The sequence below is a fragment of the Algoriphagus aestuariicola genome (assembly GCF_017254835.1).
Lineage (GTDB): Bacteria > Bacteroidota > Bacteroidia > Cytophagales > Cyclobacteriaceae > Algoriphagus > Algoriphagus aestuariicola.
This window is the reverse complement of sequence record NZ_JAFKCW010000004.1, coordinates 17,850-41,592: the sequence shown is the minus strand read 5'-3', so window position 1 is coordinate 41,592 and position 23,743 is coordinate 17,850. Positions and strand designations below refer to the sequence as shown.

Here is a 23,743-nt window from a genome sequence, read left to right as displayed (position 1 = left end):
GAATATAACTAAGGACTTGGATATTGGGAGAATTTGCAGCTCAAATTTCTTTAGCCGATTATATTTACGCAATTCTCCGGGAAAGATCTGAGCATGATGGCGTCGGCAAAAATTTCCAAAAACTAAACTAGTTATGCTGTTTGAACTGATCGGTTGGGTTGGCGCCATCCTTTTTATCCTTTCTTACTATCTGCTATCCAAAGGAATTTGGAAGCAAAATCAGGCAAAATACCACGTTTTGAACCTGCTCGGAGCAATCTGCTTAGTAGTGAATGCCATCCACTTCCGGGACACAGCGAATATTTTGGTCAACGTCGTTTGGGCGGGAATAGCCCTCATGGCGATCTACAACTGCTGGACGGCAGTTTTTCGCAGTAAATCGTAGACCTGATTTTTGAAATACCCGACTTTGAGGTTATAGTCAGCCTCGTCATCAAACATCGAGAGGTAATAATAGGCACCCTCCACGACTACAAAAATCTGCTCTGCAAGAACGGCGGTATCCCTTCCCTCCATGTCCGGGTTGCTGTCCAGGATTTCCTTTAGCGATTCCCTCAGTTTCTTGTGGAGTATTCGGTATTCTTTTTTGATTTTTTCATTCCTGAAAATCAGCGCAAAACAACTGTAAAACACGCCGTCGTCAAAAAGCAGATTCCAATTTCTGGAAAACAGGGTCTCGACGATCAAGGTGGAGTCCGCATTTTTGCTCACCTCGAGTTCCTTGATGATGGGCTGATAGATCAGCAGGTATTTTTCCAGGATAAAATCAATCAAATTCGAAATCAGAATGTCTTTGGTGGGAAAATAGTGCATGATCAGGCTTGGCGGCATATCCAGATATTTACCGATTTTGGCAATCGAAGTGTTCTCCAGGCCATGGATGACAGAGAGCCTGTAAAATCCCTCGATGATCTCCTGTTTTCTAGCGGTCGAGATTTTCTCCTTCATATCTTTTGATTTCTTAATACAAGAATAACCTTGATTTTTTGTTTTTCTGAGAACTTGGATTTTATATTTCGAAATATAATATTGAACAATTGTTCAATTTATAGACCGAAATCAGATTTCCCAATGTTTTTTGGCAGCATCTGAAAAAAATAATTTCCACAAAAACAAAATCCACCCAAGAAAATTGGGAGGCATAATTTCAAACAATCAGATACCAAAACTAGCTATGAAAAGACGAGACTTTTTCGGAATGGCGGGAATTGCCGCAGGATCACTTTTAACGTCGGGCGAAGTACTTGCCGGGAAGCATCCAAAAGGACGATCGCTAAAAGTCGCCCATATCACAGACGTCCATATCCGCCCGGAGGAAAATATACCGGAGCGGGCGATTGCCTGGCTCAAAAAGGTAAAATCCCATCAGCCGGATTTCTTTCTCAATGGTGGAGACAGTATACATGACGCATCCTACGATGGAGTGAGCAAACAACGGACGCTGGAACAATGGGACGCGTGGGATCTCTTCAGAAATGAGATCTCGGACTTTGAGGTTTACAGCTGCATTGGAAATCACGACCCTTGGTGGGATGTTACAGACAAAACCGATGCAATGTATGGTAAGCCCTATGTCGTCAAACGACTGGGGATTTCCGCCGCCTACTATAGTTTTGACAAAGGCAACTGGCACTTCATCATCTTGGATGGCAATCATGAGGGAATCAGCATCGGCGAGGAACAAATGGCTTGGCTTAAAAAAGACCTCGATTCCCTTGCTCCCAATACGCCGACTCTGGTGATGTCGCACTTTCCCATCACTTCCGTCACAGAGGCGCTCGTGGGAGGACAGCACAAAGATCACCGAGAATTAAAAACCCTATTTTACAAGCACCGGGACAAGGTAAAGGTCTGCCTCAGCGGACACCAACATATGTTGGACCGTGCTTGGTACAACGGCGTGCACTACTACTGCAATGGCTCCCTGAGCGGGTTCTGGTGGGGCGAGGGCGACGAGTTTTCAGCAGGCAAGCAATATTATCTCGAAACTCCCCCCGGCTATGCGATACTCGAGCTTTTCGAAAATGGCGAAGTTGAAAACACCTACTACCCTTTGGCCTGATCCAAGATTGCAAAGAGGTTTTTGAAAAAAATCGTAAAACTTCAGCCATAGACCGACGGGAAGACGACTTCGAAAATACCTGTATTCCAAGCTTTTCGAAATTTCAAGCTGTCATTGGTCATTTTTAGGAAAAAGATCCGCGGATTACCCCTCCGTTACTTTCAGATAATTTGGAAGCCCCAACTTTATGAGAATATTATCTGGCAGTTAAATCAGTATTTATTCATCAAAAGTCTTTTTTTATTCATTTACAGTATTTAGTATTGAATGAATGTTCAATCTAAATATATTTCTATCCTTCCGAATTGTGAGCATTCAGGGAAGGGAGAGGTATCAACTTTAAATGCTATGAAACAAAATCTACAAGAGCGGCCAGCGCTGGCATCTGAGCTCAAAAGGCTGGGACTACTTCTGATGTTGTCTTTGGCCATGGTATTTCACTCGCTAGCGCAGACGGTAGTCAAAGGAGCGGTGACCGATCCAGCAGGAGCGGCAATGCCAGGAGTATCGGTTTTGGAGAAGAATAGCCAAAACGGTGTAATCACAGATCTCAACGGGGAATTCACGATCCAGACCTCGACGGCTGATGCAGCTTTGGTGTTCTCATTTATCGGATACCAAACAGTCGAAGTGCTGTTGGATGGCAGGACGACGGTCAACGTCCAACTGGAAGAGGAGGACACGCTCCTTGAGCAAGTCGTCGTCGTCGGCTACGGAACGCAGAAAAAAATCAATGTGACCGGAGCCGTAGACCAAATCTCCGGGGATCAACTGATAGATCGGCCGATCGCCAACTTGGTACAGGGTCTCCAAGGTGCCAGTCCAGGATTGAACATCACCTATCTCGGGGGCAAGCCGGGCACAGTGCCAAACATCAACATACGGGGATTCACTTCCATAAATGGGGGTGGGCCACTGATCGTCATAGACGGTGTGGCGGGAAACAACAGCGACCTACTACGTCTCAACCCTTCCGATATCGAGTCGTATTCCGTGCTGAGGGATGCCGCCTCTGCCGCAATCTACGGCGCGAGAGCGGCATTTGGCGTTATCTTGATCACCACAAAAAAAGGTCAGGAGGGCAAGCAGCAGATCAGCTACAACAACTACTTCGCTTGGGGCAAACCCACCGTACTCCCAGAGCCGGTGACAGACCCTTATATTTTCTCCAGGGTATTGGAAACCTCCACCAACAATACCCCTTGGGACTATGTCAACTACTCTGATGCACATTACCAATGGGCAAAGGAAAGATCTGAAGATTCATCGATACCTGACACAAGACTGGATCCTGTAAATCCCGACCGCTGGGCATACATGGGAAACAACGATTGGTACGGATACTTTTTCAACAATTCATCATTCTCGATGAACCATAGCCTGTCCATCAGTGGTAGCAGCGGGGGCAAAGCTCCAGTTGGATATTACATCTCCGGTGACTATACCAATGAAAACGGGATGAACAAACTGGCCGAAGACTACTGGGATCGGTATTCCATGCGAGCCAGAGTAACGGTGAATCCGCTCAAATGGCTCAATGTGGACAACAACCTCAACATCTATCAAACGGAGAGAGCCGATCCTACCACCAGTCTCACAGACATCTACTACCTGAAGCCAACGGATGTAGCGGTCAATCCCGACGGGACTTGGGCCAACACCGACGCGGGAAGGCTGGCAGGAAGACTGACCGACGGTGGCCAAAACCAGGAAACTATGTTTGGCTTTCACAACATCCTGCGAAATACCGCGACCTTCCTGAACGGCGATCTGACTTTCAATGCCAATGCCAGCTTCAAGAGGGAGCAGTGGAAGTATCATTGGGACAGGACAAAATTCCAGATCGGGTACGGTCCTGAGGACATTCGATCCGAAGGCGGAGACGGCTCCGTGGTTGAGCGAAACGGAGATCTCTCGGATATCATCTTGGATATTTATGGACGATACTCCAAAACAATCGGTGACCATAGTTTTGGAATTCTCGGTGGATACAATCAGCAAAGCTATGTGTATAGCTCCATCCAGGCAGAAAAGCGTATCCTGATTTCCTCCTCCTTGCCATATATTGGACTAACGACAGGCGATGCCTTTATCACGCCCAGCTACAGCACCTTTGCAACCCAAAGCGTGTTCGGCCGGGCAAATTACACCTTCAAAAACCGTTACATTTTTGAATTGAACGGGAGATATGATGGCTCATCACGCTTTCCCAAATCATCCCGTTGGGGATTTTTCCCTTCCGTGTCGGGCTCTTGGCTGATGATGGATGAAGAGTTTTTCTCGGGACTCACCAACACCATTTCGACATTTAAACTGCGTGCGTCTTATGGTGCTCTGGGCAACCAAAACGTGAGTGACTTTGGATACATCCAGTCCCTGCCTACTGGTCTGTCCAGCTACCTGATCAACGGCAATCGTCAGACAGTCATCACTTCGTCTCCTCCTCTGGCGGTTGACCCTGACTTTTACACCTGGGAAGAAGTCGTGACCAGCAACTTCGGACTGGACTTTGGCCTGGCCAACGACAAGATCATCGGTTCATTCGACTATTTTATCAGGGACACCAAGGGCATGCTGACCGACCCCGTCGAGCTGCCGGGTGTGCTGGGCACCAGTCCTCCCAAGCAAAATGCTGCCGACTTGCGGACCAAAGGCTTTGAGGTTTCCCTGGAATACCGGGACAATTTTGGAAGTACTTCCAAACCTATCAATTTCGGCACAAGGCTGATACTATCTGACTCCAGATCACAGATCACCAGATTTCAAAACGACCAAAATCTGTTCTCCAACTACCGAGTGGGCCAATACACCGGCGAGATGTGGGGCTTGGTCAGCGACGGCCTTTTCCAAAACGAAGATGAAATCGCCGAGCTGGACCAGTCTGCCATTGTTCCCTGGGGCGCGCTGGACATAGTCCCTGGCTGGCCAAAATATGTGGACTTGAACGGAGACGGAAAAATCGAAAAGGGTCTTTCCTCTGATGATCCCAAAGACCTTCAGCTGATCGGCAACAGTACCGCTCGCTACCGATACGGGGCCAATTTCGATGTCTCTTGGAATGGATTCGACCTATCCCTGTTTCTTCAAGGCGTTGGTAAAAGAGACTACTATCCGAGACACTATCTTTTCTGGGGACCCTACCAGCAGCCCTATGCCAACGTGTATCCTTGGAATCTGGACTTCTATAGAGCGGAAGCCGACGATCCTGCGTTGATGGCGCAGCACTCGCAATCCTACATCGACGCGGGACTCGCAGACGCAAATTTGGATTCCAACTTTCCCGTCCTACAGTCTTGGCTTGCCGATGCCAACTACGGAGCGGGTCTAGATATCCCACAAACCCGCTATTTGTTGAATGCCGCTTACCTGCGGATCAAAAACGTAACCTTTGGATATACTTTCCCAGAGGCAATGACCAGCCGGATCAATGTGCAAAGAATACGGATTTTTGTCTCTGGGGAGAATCTGTTTGAGTTTTCTTCCATCAAGAAGTTTGTCGATCCGGAAGCCATCAACGACGGCTACGGCTGGGCCTATCCATTTCAGCGCAAGTACTCTTTTGGGGTAAACATCGATCTATAATCAAAGAGAACAGCATCATGAAAAAATATATCGCAATCATCGGAATTTGTTTCGCAATGTCCTCTTGTCAGGACGATTTCATGGACAGATACCCTCAGACCTCCATTTCCCCGGAAGCGTTTTTCAAATCCGAAGAGGACTTGGAACTGTATGTCAACGGACTGCTTTCCATGCCGGGCATGGGCAACTACCTCGCCGACCAAAGTAGCGACAACATGGCAACCACCGGCGCCATAGAGATCAAAAACATCATGACCGGCTCGCCTTCCTCTCAAACGATCACTTCTGGCTGGGACTGGGCTAGGCTGAGGAACATCAACTATTTCCTGGACAATTACCAAAAAGCCACTGCCCCCGATGAAGCCGTAGCACACTATGTGGGCTTGGCAAGATACTATCGGGCACAATTCTACTTCGGCATGATCAAGAGGTATTCCAATGTACCTTGGTATGACAAGACCCTGAATCCTGGAGACGAGGACCTCTACAAAACGCAGGATTCTAGGGAGCAAGTGATGGCCAATGTACTGGAAGACCTAGAGTATGCTGCGGAACATGTCCGCGAGACTAGCCCCGAAGGTACTCCCAATGTATGGGCTGTAAAGGCCTTCTACGCCAGATTGGCGCTCTATGAAGGTACTTATAGAAAATACCATACAGAACTTGGTCTTGGGGGAACCTCAGGTCAGTTTTTGCAGATAGCCGTAGACCAGGCTACCGATGTGCTAAACTCGGGGAAGTTTTCACTTTACTCTACCGGAAAACCAAACCAAGACTACGCTACACTTTTCAACAGTACCAACCTCGTCGGCAATCCAGAAGTTATTTTGGTGAATGCCTACGACGTGAACAAGGATAGAAGCAGCGATAACAATACCGGCATTTTTGGGGACTATGAGCAGTCACCTTCCCGGGATATGGTCATGTCCTACCTCATGAGCGACGGAACGCCGTATACAGAACAAGCAAATTTCAAGGCTAAAGGTTTTGTGGAAGAGTTTCAGAATCGGGATCCACGATTGATGCAGACCATGGCCTATCCTGGTTGGATCAGAGAGCCGAATACGACTCCATACATCCAGACTTTGAATAAAAACTTCACTGGCTATCATCAATTGAAGGGGTTCAAGAATACCACCAACAACGTAGATCGTGCAAGTGTGGATTTTCCAGTCTATCGCTATGCCGAGATCTTGCTGACTCTAGCAGAGGCCAAAGCCGAACTGGAGCAGTTGTCGCAAGCAGATCTGGACAATACCATCAATCTCCTCAGGTCACGTGTCGGTATGCCCGCCTTGGTCATGTCCGCTGCCAATGCCAATCCCGACCAATTTCAAGCCGCAAAATATCCCAATCTAAGCGGATCAAACCTGGGTGTACTGCTTGAGATACGGAGAGAAAGAAGAGTCGAGCTTGCGATGGAAGGCTTTCGCTATGACGACCTGATGCGCTGGCATGCAGGCAAACTGCTGGAGCAGATTCCCCAAGGAATGTACTTCCCCGGACTCGGAAAATATGACATGACCGGAGACGGAGTGGAGGATATCATTCTGGTGGACAAAGACACTACGATTCCTGTGGGCGATGCCAAGGAAAAGAACAGCCTGGGCGTGGCGCTGATCTATTATAAGGCCGGCCTTATCTCTGAAAATGTGGACGTCTTCCTTGAAAATGGCGAAGGCGGCGGCAATATGGTAACCGAGACAAAGGCAAGAAACTTCGAAGAACCCAAATATTACTATCGACCCGTACCCATGCAGCAGATGGTGTTGAATCCAAATTTGGTCCAGATCTACGGGTGGGAATAAACAAGTGACCTAAATTCGAGCCAGCGATCTCGGGACTACATCAGATCGCTGGCTTTCATTTACTAGATTGACCAATAAAACATACCGAGACCCAATCGCCATTCTATCGGCGTTTGTCTTTTTTATTCAAGATGAAAAAAATAGTACTCGCCTTTGCATTAGGGTTCCTCATGATCCCTGCAATCGCTCAACAAATAACCAAAAAAGCGCTCTTCATCATCGTAGACGGCATTCCTGCCGATGTGGTGGATACTGTCCCTACTCCCAACATTGATCAGATCAGCAAAATCGGAGGATTTACCAAGGCCCTGATGGGTGGGGACGTCGGCACCTACAGCCAGACCCCCACGATCTCCGCAGTGGGCTACAACTCTCTGCTGACGGGTGTTTGGGCTAACAAACACAACGTCTGGGGAAACGGTATCGAAGATCCAAACTATCACTATTGGACGATCTTCCGCGCTTTCAAGGAAGCTAAACCATCACGGCAGACTGCTATATTTTCCACTTGGCTGGACAACCGAACCAAACTTGTGGGCGACAACCTACCCCAGACCGGCAATTTTGCCTTTGACTACTATTTTGATGGATTTGAGCTGGACACCTTGAGTTTTCCCCATCAAAAAGACCGATCCCACATTCATCAAATCGACGAAACGGTATCCAAAGAGGCTGCCCGCTATATTCGCGAGAAAGCCCCAGACCTATCGTGGATGTATCTCGAATACTCTGACGACATGGGCCACACCTTTGGCAATAGTCCCCAGATGGTGGACGGGGTGCAAAAGGCTGACACCCAAATCGGGCGAGTTTGGGAGGCCATCCAATATCGGGAAAAGAATTTTGACGAAGACTGGCTGATCGTCATCACGACGGATCATGGCCGCACCGCCGATGGATTCGGGCACGGCGGTCACAGCGAACGGGAACGCACAATATGGATCGCCACCAACGCACAACATCTGAATTCCCACTTCGGCGCGTCCGCGGAGATGGTGGATATCTTTCCGAGCATCGCCCGCCATTTAGGACTGGAGCTGCCCAAAAGGATAGCCATGGAATTGGACGGTAGCCCGTTTGTCGGGTCTATCGAAGCCACAGATCTGAAGGCCGAATTGGTTGACGGGAACTTCAAGTTGGCGTGGAAGCCATATTCATCAGGAAAAACCGCTAGAGTCTGGGTCAGCACGACCAACCACTTCCAAACAGGTGGCTTGGACAACTATTGGCTGATGGGTGAAGTACAACTAGACCAAGGGAACGCAACGATTCCCAGTAAGGGGATAACATCAGACTTTTACAAAATCGTCTTGGAGACACCCAGCGGATATTTGAACTATTGGATTGTCGCCAAATAGTCAGAAAACAAAGGATCGAGAGACCAGCAATGCCGCCATGAAGATGCAAAGGGAAAGGAGAATCATTGACAAAAGCGCGGCGACAGAATAACGGCTTTGAGGGAAGCTCTCTTTTAGTTTGGCCATGCTGACGCGGTGCTGGCGAAGAGAAAGAACTAAGACGAGCATCGCGATGCAATACAGCGTCAAGGCGAGCTCCTGCCCGGTAAAGGATTCAAAAAGAGGCTTTTGACCCGACTCCATACGTCGATAGAAAAATTCATAGATCGCGATGCCGATTCCCAGAAAAGTCATCGCGGTACGTACCCAAGCAAGCTGAAGTCGCTCAAAGGCAGTCCGCGTTCTCTCCAGTTGGATCAGTTTCCTTGCTTTTTTCTTTTGGGATTTTTCCAAATCCTCATCATTCAGAAGCTCTTCCATTACGACCATTTTTCTCTGGTGATTTTACTCAAAATTCCCAAAATAAGCCAAGGTTTGAGAGGGGTCTTCCAGATTGATTTCTTGGGGAAAAGTCCCCCAAGAAATTCGCCATGAGCCATACGCCCGATATTTTTGACAAAATTGCTAGCTTTAAAAACTGGCTGGCTCAGCTATTGACAAGCTAGATGATCCTAAGTTTTGCACGATGTTTTTTCAATGTTCTCCAAAAAATAAAATGGGGCGGCCTTATCTCCTGCTTTTACTCCTTTTTCCCATCAGTCTTTCATTCGCCCAAACCCGGCCAAGAGAGCTAGGCCTACCGTTTGGCGTGCTGCCCACGGGTCCCCTCAACGCTATCACCGATGTGGCAGGACTGAAAGTCGGTCATCTTACCAAAGTCGAAGGAGACAACATCCGCACCGGTGTTACGGCCATCCTTCCTCATGAAGGCAACCTTTTCCAAGAGAAAGTACCCGGCGCTATCTTCGTTGGCAACGGTTTTGGCAAGTTGGCTGGGGTGACCCAAGTGCAGGAATTGGGAACAATCGAATCCCCAATCATCCTCACCAACACGCTTAGCGTCGCAGCCGGAATCGAGGGTGCAGTCCGTTATTCTTTGGCACAGCCAGGAAATGAAAACGTCCAATCAGCCAATGCCCTGGTCGGCGAGACCAACGACGGCTATCTGAATGACATCCGGGGGATGCACATTTCTTCGGATGAAGTCATACAAGCCATCTCCTCGGCCAAATCCGGTCCTGTTTTGGAAGGAAATGTGGGCGCGGGCACGGGCACGGTTTGTTTTGGCTGGAAAGGAGGTATCGGAACCGCATCCCGCAAACTGCCCGAACCGCTTGGCGGCTACACCGTGGGCGTGTTGGTACAGACCAATTTTGGAGGCAATCTCCAGATTTCAGGTGTTCCCGTCGGAGAGAAACTAGGCCGATATCCATTTAAAGACGCTCTGGAAAAATCCGATGGCAGCTGCATGATCGTCGTCGCCACGGACGCGCCCGTGCTGGAGCGAAACCTAGAGCGTATGGCACAGCGGGCGATGATGGGCTTAGCCAAGACGGGAGGCATCGCCTCCAATGGATCGGGGGACTATGTAATTGCTTTTTCCACAAACGAAAAGCTTCGAATCCCTTACTCCAATCCATCCCAAAAACTCCTTAACGCTGAATTTTTGGCCAACGACGACATGACGGCACTTTTCCTCGCGGTGATCGAGGCAACCGAAGAGGCCATCGTCAATTCGCTCTTTGCAGCGGAAACCATGACCGGCAAAGACGGCCACCGCATCGAAGCACTTCCCAAGCAGCAGGTGTTCGAGTGGATCAAAGGCAGTAAATAGCTTATTCAAATTTTCCATGGAAGAATCCCCAATCAAAAAACAGCAGGACATGACCTGGCTGGAAAACTTGCAGAAAAACAGCTGGGAGCCCGAGGTGATCATATCGGGTATATCCCTAGCGGTACTTTTTGTGATTCCCTCCCGATTGTTTGACATTTCCATCATCCTGATTCAGGACTATGGCTTGGAGCAGATTCCGGCACAGCTGATCCTGGTTTATTTTTCCGTGATCATTTCGGTTTTCAAGATCTTTCTGGTCAGCCACTTGGTGATGCGCTTTGTCTGGGCGGGAATGCTGGGCATCACCTATGCTTTTCCCAATGGTATTGTGAAAGAAAAGCTATTCAAATACTCCCAATCGGTAGATTACCGTCCCCCACAATACTATCTCCTGAAGCTGGAACAATGGTGCAGCATGCTCTATGGTGCACCGATTGGCGTCGTCATCCCCATTTTTTCGATCACGCTGTACCTCCTTGTTCTGATTGGCATTTACCTGGTTTTCAACCTTGACTTTCAGGTGGTCTATATCGTCTTCATTTTGTCGATGCTTGTATTTGCTGTTGGCTCTTTTGCCGGGGAGAGGTTCAAAATCAAAAACATGGTGGGCAAAAGCATGAGTGGCACGGTCGGGGCCATCTACCAAAGCAACCTGGGAAGATGGTTTTTTGTCGTGTTTTCTGTTGGCTTGATCGTGCTGGCATCACCATTTATTGCACAGGATATCGAGGGATTCTCCTCTTACCAAGCCAGCGTCAACACTTCTGATTCTCACTATGCATGGCCAGACGATAGGGGCTACTTTGAGGAATTCAATTCCGGGAAAAAACGTTTTGCGCGGATGTGGACTCCGAACAAGAAAATAAGCGGCGAGGTGATGGATTTGTATCTGGCGCGGTATGAGCGGGAGGAGAACTCCATCCCAAACATGAACGAGCTCCTACAGTCTGACACGATCCAATGGAAAAAGGTGGAATCGCTCATCGACCAATACCAAATCTATCTCAATGACTCCCTGGTGGAAGCAGAGAAATGGGTAAAGGTAACCGCCGGCCACACCGGACAAAAGGCCCTGTTTGGACAGATTCCCATTGGCCACCTCTCTTCAGGCATCCATGAAATCCGGCTGGAAAAACTGGTTTACCTGCCTCCATTCTTGAACGTAGGAAATGAATTGAGGCATCGAAAGCAGTGGGCGAGGTTTGAGTTTGTGAAGGAGTAAAAGCTGGAAGAGGGGAGACCGAAGACGGAAGTATCCTCATTCAGATTTTTAATTGATAAGAATATTAGCTTTCACGCCGGTACATGACCGTACCTAACACAAAAAACGATTAATGCTGGGATTGCCGAAACTTCGGTCTTCCGTCATCGGTCTTCCAGCCCCTGTGAAGAGGTAAATTCGATTACTGGCAAGTTTGCAGAAATTGATAATGGATTACATCCTAATCCGCCACTCCTTCGGATAATAGTTGTTGACGCGATTGCCCAGATTTTTCACCCAACCTAAAGGCAGGTTTTGGTACGTCATCAACACCCAGCCAGTGGGTAGATTTTCCAGTTCGAAATCATTTTTCCGAAGGAACTCCAAGGCCTGTTCGAGGCTGAGTTCATGGCTCGGGAATTGGTTTTTGGGCAAAAGTGAAAGTGCCCATTCATGGGAGGGAATCCAGTCCTGCTTTTGCTTTTTCCCAAGCTCTACGCCAAAATAACGCAGACTGAGCACCTGACTGAGCTTCTCGAAGTGTCGAAAAAACGCCCGCTGGATTCGGAAATAAGAGTCATTAAGCGTATAGTACTTCCCTGTTCCGTCAAAGACGAGTTCTTGATCAAGCTGCTCTGACTCCTTTTCCGAAACTCCCTTGAGCACCGGATGCTTAAAATCTTTGATCTTCCCCGGCTCTTGGCTGGAGACCGAGTCGGGTCTTTTCAATACAGTAATGAAAAATCCCTCTCCCTGCACCCGATGCGGGAAAAAACGGTAACCGTAGAACATACCGTCGTCGGTCTCCACAGAGCTTTCGACGATATTCCAATCCCCTTCTAACTGAATCCTCACGGGCTCAAAGGCAAATTCCTCGGTGAGGAAACGGATCATGTCCTCGTTTTCAGCTTCGTTAAAAGTACAGGTAGAGTAGATCAGATAACCACCACCCTTGACTAGGGTGCCGGCTTTGTCCATGATGCGCTTTTGGCGGGCGGAGCAAAGTTGGACATTGTCTGGCGACCATTCTTCCCGGGCCTGAGGATCCTTACGAAACATCCCCTCACCCGAGCAGGGCGCATCCACCAGCACCAAGTCAAAAAATCCTTCCAAGGGTTCAAAATGATCCGGATCGTTGTTGGTGACCACGGCATTTCCAAGCCCCCATTTGATGAGGTTTTCCTTCAGAATCTGGGCTCTGGCTTGGATCACTTCATTGGCAACCAAAAGTCCGTCTGTACCTAAATAGCTGGAAAGAAGCGTACTTTTTCCTCCCGGAGCTGCAGAAAGATCCAAGAAAAGTCCTTTGGGAACCTCGAGTGAATTGAGAATGTGCTCGATAAACATGGAAGAAGCCTCCTGGACATAGTAGGCTCCGGCATGGATGGCTGGATCAAGCGTGAAGCTGGGTCTTTCCTCTAAAAAATACCCTTCCTTTGACCAAGGAATGGGCGTTTTGGACCAGGCTAGAGAGAAAGGCTTGGCGGGATTGAGTCGGATGGAAGTACGGGAGGGCTGATCGATCGCGTTTTTGAACTGCTCAAATTCGGCATCGCCGAGTAGCTTGAGCATCTGGGACTCAAAGGCCGGAGGAAGCTGGATGTCTGGCATGGCGCAAAGATAGCTTTTTCGGTCGACGGACGACTGCCAACAGTCCACAGCACCCCGGTCGGCGGTTTCAGCGGTGGTCTGTCGTCTGTGGACTAATGGCCTTTTTCGCTATCTTCCAAATAAAAACATGCAACTCCTCGCCGACATCCTGATTGCAGCCATAGCCGCTCTCCATCTGTATTTTTTGTACTTCGAAATGTTCGCCTGGGACACCATCGGGCGAAAGACTTTCAAGCAGATCCCGCCAGAGGTTTTCCCCAAAACGAAAATCCTCGCCGCCAATCAGGGGCTTTACAACGGCTTTTTGGCGGCGGGTCTGGTTTGGTCCCTGCTGATCGAGGATCACCATTGGTCCTTCTACGTCGCAATATTTTTCCTGACTTGCGTACTCATCGCCGGAATTTACGGAGCGTTGACAGCCACCAAGAAGGTCTTTTTAGTGCAGGGACTTCCTGCATTGATCGCCTTGATCCTGCTCCATGTGAGGTAGATTTTATTGCCGCAGAGTCGCAGAGAACGCCTATTCATTTTTTGATTATCTCCGCCTTCTCAACGTCTTCGCGGTGAATAAACTCACAAATCGTCTTCCTCGAGATCCTCATCTCCTCCCATGTCAAACATCGAGCTGAACAGGTCCTTAAACTGTAAGCCCGTATCCAGCATTTTCTTGCTCAGCTGAGAATATTCTGCCAACCCGTGAAGCGCAAACTCCATAAAGAACTCTTTCTCCTTTTCGGGTAGATTTTTGACCATCTGTGTAACGACCTCCTCGAGACCAGGCACAGAATGAAGGAGGCTTTTGTATACCTTGTCCGGCTGAGAGGCGAGGATGTCAAGCTCATGTCCCTCTCCAAACCAAGCCAGCGGGATTACGTAGGGATTGCCGCTTTTGTCCTTTTTCTTTTGCTCCGGCGAGGGGAAATAATTGACAAATTGTGTGCGAATCGCCTTCCCAATCAAATTGTAGGCAACTAGTCCCGCGCCTTCCTGTTCGCCTTCGTATACCAGTTCGACTTTTCCGGTAATAGCGGGAATCACCCCGATCAAATCTGCGATCCGCACCACGGTATTACTTTCACCATTGAGATAGAGTCTTCTTTCCGCTGCGGAGATGAGGTTTTCGTAGGCAGAAATGGTCAGACGCGCTGACACGCCGCTTTTCTCATCCACATACTCGGAGCCTCTGGCTTCGATTGCGATCTGCTCGATGAGGTCTTTCATCAGTTCTGGCACGTGGATATTCTCCACGGGCTTTCCGCCAAGGTTGGCTTCCTGGGCAGTGATGCGACGGCCTATAGCGATGGATTTAGGATAATGGGTGATGATTTGGCTTTCGATTCGGTCCTTGAGCGGTGTCACAATACTTCCCCTGTTGGTGTAATCCTCCGGGTTTGCAGTGAACACAAATTGGATATCCAAAGGAAGTCGGAGCTTGAAGCCGCGAATCTGAATGTCCCCTTCCTGCAGGATATTGAACAAGGCGACTTGAATTCTTGCTTGCAAGTCTGGAAGTTCGTTGATCACAAAAATGCAGCGATTCGATCTGGGCACGAGACCGTAGTGGATCACCCGCTCGTCATTGTAGCTCAGTCTCATGGTAGCGGCTTTGATAGGATCCACATCCCCGATCAGATCGGCTACGGATACATCAGGCGTGGCCAGTTTCTCGGTATAGCGCTCGTCTCGATGCATCCAGAAAATCGGCATATCATCGCCCCGCTCCTCCACCATTCGTTTCCCGAAGGAGGAAAGCGGATTCATGGGATCATCGTTCAATTCCGATCCATAGACAACCGGGACATATTCGTCTAAGAGTTGCGTCATCAACCGGGCAATCCTTGTTTTGGCTTGGCCGCGAAGCCCGAGGAGATTGATGTTGTGCCGGGAAAGAATGGCCCGCTCTATGTCGGGAATGACCGTATCCTCATAGCCCCAGATTCCTTCAAAGACATTTTCCTTTCTCTTTATTTTTAGGATCAAATTGTCTCGAAGTTCTTCTTTGATGGATTTGGGCTGGTAACCAGATGCCTTGAGCTGGCCTAAGGTTTTGATTTGGGTAAGTTCTTTTCCGCTCAGTTTTTGGTAGTCCATGTGGGTTAAAAACGTTTGGTTCGGTTTCGTCTATAATCTTCAAAAATCAGGTCGCCGAGCCCCTTGAGGCTACTGTAGTAAGCGTTCCCATTATTTACTTTGGTAAATTCCTTCACAAATTCCTTCAGATAGGGGTCCGACGCGATCATGAAGGTAGTCACCGGTATTTTTAGCTTTCTACATTGGGCAGCCAATTTCAGGGTTTCGCCCAAAATTTTGCTATCAATGCCGAAAGCATTCTTGTAGTATTTGATTCCGACTTTCAGGCAGGTAGGCTTCCCATCGGTGATCATGAAAATCTGCTTGTTGGGATTCTTTCTCCTTCTCAGCAGGTCCATCGCCAGCTCCAGTCCAGCAACCGTGTTGGTATGGTAAGGGCCGACTTGGAGATAAGGCAGATCCTTGATTTCAATCTGCCAAGCGTCATTACCGAAGACAATCACGTCCAAGGTGTCTTTTGGGTAGCGGGTCTTGATCAGCTCAGCCAGCGCCATCGCAACCTTTTTCGCAGGCGTGATCCGGTCTTCCCCGTAGAGAATCATGGAGTGTGAAATGTCGATCATCAGCACGGTGGAGGTCTGAGACCTTTGCTCATTTTCCATCACCTCCAGATCGTCCTCAGTCAGTAGATAATCTCCAGAAAAGCCATGGTTTGCTTGGGCATTTCTCAAAGAATCTGTTAATGCGATCTGGTCCAGATTGTCCCCAAACTCGAAGGCCCGACGATCAGTTCCGCGTTCGTCGCCAATGCCGGAGTGGGTCGTCTTGTGCTGCCCGGATTTTCCCCGCTTCAGTTTCCCGAAGATTTCCTCCAGTGCGTTTTTTCGGATCGTCTGTTCCGACTTTCCGGTGATCTTGAATTCACCTTTTTGGTTTTCCTCTGTGAGATATCCTTTGCTTTTCAGTTCTTCGATAAAATCACCGATGCCGTAGTTTGGATTGGTAAGACCATAGCGCTTATCCAGATTGCTCAGCCAGCTAAGTGCCTCGGCCGCATCACCTCCTGTCATCGTCACCAACTGCAAAAAGATATTCAGGAGGTTTTCGAAGGTGTTTTTCTCAGGATCCTGAGGAGGTACATATTGTGTAAACCGAAATCCTTTCATACCGAGAGATAACAAGAGGTGGGCTATTCGAGTTTAATATAACAGAGAAAATTCCCGAAAAGATGAAAAACGATTTGACTTGTGTGGGAATTGTGACGGGGATTTTGATCGTCTTTGTCACCTTGATCAGGATTGATATCGCCCATCTCCTGATCTGGGGGATTTTTTTGGCCAGCCCTATCCTGATTGTCTGGATGGTCTGGAGGGTGCTCGCTGCCCCAGTAGACATTCCGGAGACTTTTGAAGAACAGTGGTACCAGGACAGGCCTGATATGAAGCGAAAAACCTGAGCTGGACTAGGAAGAGAAAAACTCATTGGGAGTCATCACCGGAATATCGCTGGCATATTTGAAATCCTTTTTGTCCCTAGTGATCAGAAAGTCGGATTTGTTGGCCAGGGCCGTGTAGTATTGCAAGGCATCTTCCTTGTCTTTGAAAGTTGAGTTCAACGACCCATAAATCGCCTGTTTTCCGCCGGACACGATCTCGCAAGCCATAATGAGCTCACTCATCGTAAACTCGGCATGAGGGAGTTTGTAAACATTGAAGGCCAAGTCGTAAAGATTGCCCAAACTACATTCGGCAATCTGGAGCCTTGCAAGGCCATTGGCGTGTAGCTCTAGAAACGATTTAGCGTCCCCGTAAAAAGGCTCCCTTTTTCCCAAAATGTCCAAGACCACATTGGTATCCAAAAAAATCTTAACCATATTTTTCTTTCAAATAACGGGTCAAAGCGACTTTTTCGGATTCTTGGGGTGCCCGGGTGGCCTCCATTTCCTCCAATCTTTTCAACAGCCGTTTGGCGGCAAGTTGTGATTCCGAGGTCTGAAGGTCCGCATCATCTTTCTCAAAAATTTCCTCTATCAGTCTGGACAGAGAGATTCCTCGGCTCGCTGCTTTTCTTTTCGCTTGTTCTACGATTTCCTTCTTGATCGTCAGTGTAAGTTTCGTCTTCATAAATACACGTGTTTAAAATAAAGATACGTGTAAAACCCAGGAAAGTGCTGAATTCCTGCCCCGATTTCTTTGACGGGACTTAAAGTGACCAGCCATGTCTTTTCAATCATCTCGAAAGTTCAGTAGCCCGAAAAATTACTTTTGCGGTACCTACTTCAGGACAAAATCGACTATTTTGGCCCCTTCCAAAAAACCAAATGGCCAGAGTTGCAAATCTTTCGGCCAGGACCAGACCCTATTGTTGATGCATTTATCCAAAGAACTCCTTGTGCTCTCCTGCGCTTCCCTGGTGGCATTCGCCAGCTGTACTCCGGAGAGATCGCCTTTTGATATCTCCCCTGCGGAAAGCATGGATCCCAAACGGGCAGAAGCTCCCTACCCAGCCATTGAGATTCCCGCAGATGCGGACATGGAGTCTCCCCGCTGGAAAGGCATCGATCTAACCCCGGCTCCGCCGGTAATCCCGGTTTCCGCAAACGAGGAAGCTAAATCCTTTGTGCTGAAGCCTGGCTATAAGATGGAGCCCATCCTCTCCGAACCGCAAATCCGCGAACCTGCGGCGATCCAGTTTGACGGCAATGGGCGGATGTACGTGCTGGAGCTGCGAAGCTATATGCAGGATATCGATGCCAACGGAGAACTTTTTGCGACTTCCAGGATCTCAAGATGGGAAGACAAGGACGATGATGGCGTGTATGAGACAGGTGTCGTCTTCTTGGACAGCTTGGTGTTCCCAAGATTCGTGGTTCCTTTTGGACCGAACACGATCCTTTCCATGGAGTCCAACGAGGACCATGTCTACAAATTCACGGACACGGACGGCGATGGTAAAGCCGACAAAAAGGAGCTTTTTGCCACAGGCCTAGGCCGATCCGGAAACGTGGAGCACCAAACTTCCTTCCTCACCTGGACCATGGACAACTGGATGTACAGCACCTACAACTCCCGAAGAATTCGCTGGACTCCCGACGGAGTCATCCAGGAGCCTACGGGAAATCCTTGGGGACAATGGGGCGTAACGCAAGACAACTATGGCCAAATGTGGTTCCAAGACGGGGCCGGGGGCGTACCGCAAAGCTTCCAGTTTCCGTTGGTTTATGGCAACTTTCGCGTAGAGGGCCAGTTTCAAGAAGGCTTCCGCGAGCCATACAGCTTGGTGAAGTTAGCCGACTTCGAGCCGGGAATGCGGGAAACCAAACCTGACGGTTCGCTCAACAATGTAACCGGGTCGGCAGGAAATGATGTCTTCCGCGGTGATAAGCTGCCCAAGGAACTGGTCGGACAATACTTCTATGGAGAGCCGGTCGCCCGAATCGTTCGACAGGTCAGATCCGACAAAAAAGAAGGCCTTACCTACCTCCAAAACCAATACAAGGACTCCGAATCGGAATTTATCCAGTCCACCGATCCTCTTTTCCGACCCGTGGACATGGCCACCGCTCCGGATGGCACTATGTACATAGTCGATATGTATCGCGGCATCATCCAAGAGGGGAACTGGACTCAAGACGGCAGCTACTTGCGTACCAAGATCCAGCAGTACCAAATGGATGACGTCATCGGCAACGGAAGGATCTGGAGACTGACCTATGAGGGCATGCCTCGAAGCAAAGAGAAGCCGCGCATGTATGACGAGACGACGGCCGAACTGGTGAAGCACCTCGAGCATCCCAACGGCTGGTGGAGAGACCAAGCCCAGCAAAATATCATCCTCCGCCAGGACAAATCGGTAGCTGGTGAATTGGAAAAAATGGTGAACTCCTCCTCCAACGAGCTGGCGAGAATCCATGCGCTTTGGACGCTGGAAGGCCTGGGCGTGCTGAATGTCGATTTGGTGAGAAAGCTGATGAAAGATCCAAGCCCGGCTATTCGCATTCAAGCTTTGCGTGCCAGCGAGACACTTTACAAATACGGGGAGAAAAGTCTAGCGGAAGACTACCGCGGTCTTGCCTCCGATTCCAATCCAGAAGTGGCGATCCAGGCAGTACAAAGCGCGTATTTGCTGAAAATCGACGACGTGGAAAAGCTACTACAGTCAAGCCTCAAAACAAACCATTCGAAAGGCATCCAATTGGTTGCATCCCAACTTTTGGAAAGAGAAGCCGAAGCCAAGAAAGCAGCGGCTACAAAGTACAGTACTAAAGAACAGGCGCTTTTCGCCCAAGGCAAAACCATCTTTGACAGCTACTGCGCTACCTGCCACGGTCCAAAAGGCCTGGGTACTCCAACCGGTGGAGGAGAACTGATTGCGCCTGCATTCTCTGGTTCACCCCGCATCATGGGCCATCCTGAATATGCCGTGAAAACCCTACTTCATGGACTCACGGGAGCTATCGAGGGCAAAGAATATGAGGGCGTGATGATCTCCATGAGCAGCAATGACGACCAGTGGGTTGCCTCGGTGGTATCTTACATCCGCAATGAGTTTGGCAACAAAGGCAGTTTCGTCGATCCGGACTATGTCGCGCAAATTCGCAAGGAAACTGCCAGCCGTGAATCCAATTACAATTACGACGAGCTGGTAGGCGAGATTCCAAAGGCACTTTTCCCGCAAGACAACTGGAAAGTAAGTGCCAGCAGCACCGCACTTCAGGGAGTGGGTTCGACCAAAGATCCTTCCTATGCGTTTAGCTTCAAGGGCTGGAAGACTGAGACAGCCCAAGAGCCGAGCATGTGGTTCCAAGTAGAGCTTCCCAAGGACCAGCAATTCGCAGAATTGGAATTTGACTCCGGCGCTGAGCAGTTCCCAATAAAGTACACCGTCTCCGTATCTTCAGATGGAAAAAGCTGGACCGAAGTCGGCAGTGGAACCGGTGTAAAAGGCCTCAACACCCTCCGACTTAAAGCACAGGCAAAAGGCCGATTCCTCAAAATCCAAACCACCGAAAAAGGCGATCAGCCTTGGGCGATGCGACAACTGAAAATCTACGCGAGGTAAAAGCCTCTGCTCATCCGGTCTGTGTCCCCACAGACCGAGGTTATTTAAGCAAAACAGCCCGAGAAAGAGTGTCTCGGGCTGCTTTGTTTTACTTGTTAGCTTTCAAGTCTCAACAAAACTCAGCTTTTCAAGCTTCCACCCTTCCCCCGATCGCAGAAACCATGCATTGATCAATAGCTTTTCACCCTCCAGGAAAACCTTCATATTTGCCTGATTTTTCAGGGAATCGAATTCCAGCCCTTCGATGACAAACACGTTTCCCTCTCTGGAGTTTGAGCGCTCAAGCATCTTTGCTCCAAATTTTACGGATTCACATCCCTCTGTCAACTCGTTTTCGAACAAATAATAGTCGCTGTCTGATCCTCTTTGGGAATCAAATAGCTGCTGGGCCAAAACCTGCTACAGCATCGCTTCCACCGTACAGGGAAGTTCTAGCCTGAATGTGACAACAGAGAAAAACATGATTAGAGCTAATTTGATGTGCATGGGATTTCGCGCTTAGGATTTCGGCTCCTTCATGTTAGTTTTTCAATAGACCACGTATTTGAAACTGGCCATTTTCCACACACCGTCTTGGCATTCGAAAGTGCTCCACGCGTCCAAATTGTCGTTGACAAGAAAAAGACTCAAAACAGGATTGCCATCCTCTGTATTTTCCAAACGTTTGACTTTGAAAACTGCCCCAGTATCAGCCTTAGTTACTAGAATTTTTTTATTCCCAAATTCGATATCAAGATTGGCGGGAATTAAGTCATTTTTCTGGATATAATATTGCCTTCTGCTTGACCTGTGATTATCAAAGCGCTCGTGGTCTAGCATCTGCTGGATCATCTTGGCCGTTTCCAATGGGCAATCCTTACAAACAGGAAGCTCAATCAATCTTAGTGAAAGTAAAGTTGTTAGAAATATTAGTTGCTTCATAGTGCTATCATCTTTTTAAAATAAAATCTCCTGCATTACTTCTAGTAATTCGCGTTCCATAGACAGACTCTTCAAATAGATTTCCCTCTTCAATTTCATTGTACACACCCTGATTAAAATCACCGTAGTGTACATACTCATGCAGAATTGAAACTCCAATTAAAAATATTAACGCGTCTGAATTCATAATCGAAGACCCAGTTTCTAGCTCCATTACTAAGTCCTCATCAATAAATAGACGATTTGGATGGGTGGGGTCAAACAACGCCAATGTGTTGCTAGAAGTATTTGGAGCATAATTATCCAATTGTTCCACCCAGATTGTTGGGCCTTCCCCCCATTCAAAATCTTGCTGAATCTCTTCCACCGTAAGACCAGTTATCCCTTGGATGGCATTAATAATCGTTGAGTTTGTCTTCAAAAGTGGGATTTTATTTTTGATGTACTCCGTCAGCTTAGTATACTCCGTTTCGTAATTGGAGCCAGGCGGATACTTGAAGTTAGCTTTTTCATCAGTACTATAGCTATTGGAACCAGATCCTCCACCACTCCCGCCTCCACCAGGGCAAGCGTCTACTACTGTACTTGAGCATTCCCAAGTGGAACAGGCAAAATATTTCTTTGCGGCACCAGACATAAAGTAATAACAGACTCTTTCACAATGTTTATTAGTAATCTGTCCGCAATCTCCGACTGGCATATTGAAGTTTTCATACCCGAAGCCCTTACTATTTTCAGTAGCCTTGCTTTGAATGTCTGTTCCTACTTGGGCAGAAACTCCGTCCTTGTAAATTTCATAGTAAGCAAACTCACCAATAATGGAATAAAATATTTTGATCCCATTGAAGTTTTCGTGGGCATTCTCTCCTTCCAAATCCCTAAACGAAAGGTCTTGATCAAAAGTCTGCATCCGCACGATTTGGGAGCTTAAAACTTCCGAATTTTTCATTTCACCAGTCAACCTAAAGATGTAAGCTAAATCCGATGAATCATAGGATTGCCCAAAAGGAATATCAAAAAACGTTTTCTCTAGACTATCCTTCAAAATGGCGGAAGACCAAGAGAGGGTTGTTTCATCCAATTCCGAAAAACGGAAATTCTTGCTGACGTAATTTTGTAGATCGGCAATATTCGACACCCTATTAATTTCAGGGGTTTCATTGTTTTCTACGCAGGCAAATCCCAAGATAGTTAAAATCACCATTAAGATGGGCAAGATCAGAAAATTGTAATTAGGGGGGGCAAAATTGTCTTTCATAAAATATTAGGTAAGTGTGGTTAAAAATTTTTTGAGTCTAATTATTTCGGAATAAAAAATCAAATCTAGGAATCAATTTTTTCATATGCTTTTCAGGAATTGGCCCACAAGCCAAGTCCCCTATCTTTGCCCCATGAGTTCCGCCGAAAAAAACGCCGCTATCCTCAAGTCCACCGCCAAGCGGCTGGGCTTTGACTACTGCGGCATAGCCAAGGCGGAATTCTTGGAGTCAGAGGCCCCCCGACTGGAGCATTGGCTAAGCCAAAACTACCAGGGCAAGATGGGCTACCTCGCCAACCATTTTGACAAGCGCCTCGACCCCACCCAGCTCGTTGAAGGCGCCAAAACCGTCGTCTCCCTGATCTACAACTACTATCCGAGCCAGAAGCTTTCCGAAGGAAAATCCGACATCAAGCTGGCCAAATACGCCTACGGCGAGGATTATCACCTCGTGATCCGAGAGAAATTGACCGAATTTCTCGAAAGTCTCCGGGAAGAAATCGGGGAAATCAATGGGCGCTCTTTTGTAGACTCAGCGCCGGTAATGGAGCGGCAGTGGGCTCAGAAAGCAGGTCTGGGTTGGCTGGGGAAGAACAGCCTCTTGCTCAATCGGGAAATGGGGAGTTTTTTCTTTCTCGCAGAGCTGATTATCGATCTTGAAGCCGCTCCGGATACTCCCTTGGCCAAAGACTACTGCGGCACCTGCACTGCCTGCATCGATGCCTGCCCCACCGATGCCATCGTAAATCCCGGAACAGTGGACGGCTCACGCTGCATTTCCTACCTGACTATCGAACTGAAGGATGCGATCCCGGATGAATTTGCTGGGAAAATGGAAAACTGGGCCTTTGGCTGCGACATCTGCCAAGACGTATGCCCATGGAACCGCTTTTCCAAACCCAATCAAGAGCCTAGATTCCAACCCAGCCCCGAGCTGTTGGATTTTTCACAAAGGGAATGGAAGGAAATGACCGAAGAAACCTTCAAGCGGGTCTTTGCGAAATCGGCTGTCAAGCGCGCGAAGTATGCGGGACTGAGAAGAAATGTGGATTTTCTTAAGTAGCAGGGAATGCCCC

Annotated in this window: 21 protein-coding genes; 11 read left to right on the top strand and 10 right to left on the bottom strand. The window is 48.3% G+C overall.

The features are described 5' to 3' along the window. The first annotated feature begins 133 nt into the window (after positions 1 to 133). A complete protein-coding gene (locus tag J0A67_RS16430; RefSeq protein ID WP_206570480.1) occupies positions 134 to 385 on the top strand; it encodes a CBU_0592 family membrane protein in 252 nt (83 codons plus the stop codon). Here J0A67_RS16430 and J0A67_RS16425 read toward each other — a convergent pair. Further along, the gene (locus tag J0A67_RS16425; RefSeq protein WP_206570479.1) at positions 346 to 948 is read right to left on the bottom strand and encodes a TetR family transcriptional regulator; all 603 of its coding nucleotides are present in this window, start codon (positions 946 to 948) and stop codon (positions 346 to 348) included. The two genes, J0A67_RS16430 and J0A67_RS16425, sit on opposite strands and share 40 nt — an antisense overlap. Positions 949 to 1,174: 226 nt before the next feature. Between J0A67_RS16425 and J0A67_RS16420 the strand changes: the two genes are divergently transcribed. The 4 genes from J0A67_RS16420 (at position 1,175) to J0A67_RS16405 (ending at position 8,810) form a co-directional block, all read left to right on the top strand. Next, positions 1,175 to 2,062, top strand: a complete 888-nt coding sequence (locus tag J0A67_RS16420; RefSeq protein ID WP_241265235.1) for a metallophosphoesterase family protein — start codon at positions 1,175 to 1,177, stop codon at positions 2,060 to 2,062. 348 nt (positions 2,063 to 2,410) lie between these two features. Next, positions 2,411 to 5,644 (top strand): SusC/RagA family TonB-linked outer membrane protein, encoded by a 3,234-nt coding sequence (locus tag J0A67_RS16415; RefSeq protein ID WP_206570478.1) that lies wholly within the window; start codon positions 2,411 to 2,413, stop codon positions 5,642 to 5,644. 17 nt (positions 5,645 to 5,661) lie between these two features. Beyond that, positions 5,662 to 7,452 carry a RagB/SusD family nutrient uptake outer membrane protein gene (locus tag J0A67_RS16410; protein WP_206570477.1) on the top strand — a complete coding sequence of 597 codons (1,791 nt, stop codon included), beginning with the start codon at positions 5,662 to 5,664 and terminating at the stop codon, positions 7,450 to 7,452. Between the two features lie 131 nt (positions 7,453 to 7,583). Beyond that, positions 7,584 to 8,810 carry an alkaline phosphatase family protein gene (locus J0A67_RS16405; protein WP_206570476.1) on the top strand — a complete coding sequence of 409 codons (1,227 nt, stop codon included), beginning with the start codon at positions 7,584 to 7,586 and terminating at the stop codon, positions 8,808 to 8,810. On the opposite strand, the gene J0A67_RS16400 is transcribed toward J0A67_RS16405, so the two are convergent. Then, entirely contained in the window at positions 8,811 to 9,230 is a 420-nt protein-coding gene (locus tag J0A67_RS16400; RefSeq protein WP_206570475.1) for a YidH family protein, read from the bottom strand. 235 nt (positions 9,231 to 9,465) lie between these two features. On the opposite strand from J0A67_RS16400, the gene J0A67_RS16395 reads away from it, so the two are divergent. After that, positions 9,466 to 10,584 carry a DmpA family aminopeptidase gene (locus tag J0A67_RS16395; RefSeq protein ID WP_206570474.1) on the top strand — a complete coding sequence of 373 codons (1,119 nt, stop codon included), beginning with the start codon at positions 9,466 to 9,468 and terminating at the stop codon, positions 10,582 to 10,584. Positions 10,585 to 10,600: 16 nt separating this feature from the next. Then, on the top strand, positions 10,601 to 11,806 hold the full coding sequence (locus tag J0A67_RS16390) for a hypothetical protein (RefSeq protein ID WP_206570473.1): 1,206 nt from the start codon (positions 10,601 to 10,603) through the stop codon (positions 11,804 to 11,806). 213 nt (positions 11,807 to 12,019) lie between these two features. On the opposite strand, the gene J0A67_RS16385 is transcribed toward J0A67_RS16390, so the two are convergent. Next, positions 12,020 to 13,396, bottom strand: coding sequence for a methyltransferase RsmF C-terminal domain-like protein (locus J0A67_RS16385; protein ID WP_206570472.1), 1,377 nt, complete (start codon positions 13,394 to 13,396; stop codon positions 12,020 to 12,022). Between the two features lie 127 nt (positions 13,397 to 13,523). On the opposite strand from J0A67_RS16385, the gene J0A67_RS16380 reads away from it, so the two are divergent. Further along, positions 13,524 to 13,886 carry a DUF1304 domain-containing protein gene (locus J0A67_RS16380; RefSeq protein ID WP_206570471.1) on the top strand — a complete coding sequence of 121 codons (363 nt, stop codon included), beginning with the start codon at positions 13,524 to 13,526 and terminating at the stop codon, positions 13,884 to 13,886. An 83-nt stretch (positions 13,887 to 13,969) separates the two neighbouring features. On the opposite strand, the gene J0A67_RS16375 is transcribed toward J0A67_RS16380, so the two are convergent. After that, the gene (locus J0A67_RS16375) at positions 13,970 to 15,487 is read right to left on the bottom strand and encodes a magnesium chelatase (protein WP_206570470.1); all 1,518 of its coding nucleotides are present in this window, start codon (positions 15,485 to 15,487) and stop codon (positions 13,970 to 13,972) included. Positions 15,488 to 15,492: 5 nt separating this feature from the next. After that, entirely contained in the window at positions 15,493 to 16,593 is a 1,101-nt protein-coding gene (locus tag J0A67_RS16370) for a vWA domain-containing protein (protein WP_206570469.1), read from the bottom strand. 62 nt (positions 16,594 to 16,655) lie between these two features. On the opposite strand from J0A67_RS16370, the gene J0A67_RS16365 reads away from it, so the two are divergent. Next, positions 16,656 to 16,883 (top strand): hypothetical protein, encoded by a 228-nt coding sequence (locus J0A67_RS16365; RefSeq protein ID WP_206570468.1) that lies wholly within the window; start codon positions 16,656 to 16,658, stop codon positions 16,881 to 16,883. A 6-nt stretch (positions 16,884 to 16,889) separates the two neighbouring features. On the opposite strand, the gene J0A67_RS16360 is transcribed toward J0A67_RS16365, so the two are convergent. After that, on the bottom strand, positions 16,890 to 17,300 hold the full coding sequence (locus J0A67_RS16360; protein WP_206570467.1) for a type II toxin-antitoxin system VapC family toxin: 411 nt from the start codon (positions 17,298 to 17,300) through the stop codon (positions 16,890 to 16,892). Further along, positions 17,293 to 17,550 carry a DUF6364 family protein gene (locus tag J0A67_RS16355; protein WP_206570466.1) on the bottom strand — a complete coding sequence of 86 codons (258 nt, stop codon included), beginning with the start codon at positions 17,548 to 17,550 and terminating at the stop codon, positions 17,293 to 17,295. Before J0A67_RS16355 ends, J0A67_RS16360 begins: the two co-directional genes overlap by 8 nt. 244 nt (positions 17,551 to 17,794) lie before the next feature. Between J0A67_RS16355 and J0A67_RS16350 the strand changes: the two genes are divergently transcribed. Continuing rightward, positions 17,795 to 20,488: a DUF7133 domain-containing protein gene (locus J0A67_RS16350; protein ID WP_206570465.1), complete on the top strand. Its 2,694-nt coding sequence runs from the start codon at positions 17,795 to 17,797 to the stop codon at positions 20,486 to 20,488. 102 nt (positions 20,489 to 20,590) lie between these two features. Here the strand turns inward: J0A67_RS16350 and J0A67_RS16345 are convergent, their stop codons facing one another. The 3 genes from J0A67_RS16345 to J0A67_RS16335 all read right to left on the bottom strand — a co-directional run bounded on the left by J0A67_RS16345 (position 20,591) and on the right by J0A67_RS16335 (position 22,667). Continuing rightward, positions 20,591 to 20,776, bottom strand: a complete 186-nt coding sequence (locus J0A67_RS16345; protein WP_206570464.1) for a hypothetical protein — start codon at positions 20,774 to 20,776, stop codon at positions 20,591 to 20,593. A gap of 240 nt (positions 20,777 to 21,016) precedes the next feature. Then, positions 21,017 to 21,409 (bottom strand): hypothetical protein, encoded by a 393-nt coding sequence (locus J0A67_RS16340; RefSeq protein WP_206570463.1) that lies wholly within the window; start codon positions 21,407 to 21,409, stop codon positions 21,017 to 21,019. A gap of 7 nt (positions 21,410 to 21,416) precedes the next feature. Next, complete coding sequence (locus J0A67_RS16335) at positions 21,417 to 22,667, bottom strand: hypothetical protein (RefSeq protein WP_206570462.1); 1,251 nt, start codon at positions 22,665 to 22,667, stop codon at positions 21,417 to 21,419. Between the two features lie 133 nt (positions 22,668 to 22,800). Between J0A67_RS16335 and queG the strand changes: the two genes are divergently transcribed. Further along, positions 22,801 to 23,730 carry a tRNA epoxyqueuosine(34) reductase QueG gene (queG, locus tag J0A67_RS16330; protein WP_206570461.1) on the top strand — a complete coding sequence of 310 codons (930 nt, stop codon included), beginning with the start codon at positions 22,801 to 22,803 and terminating at the stop codon, positions 23,728 to 23,730. Positions 23,731 to 23,743 lie beyond the last annotated feature (13 nt).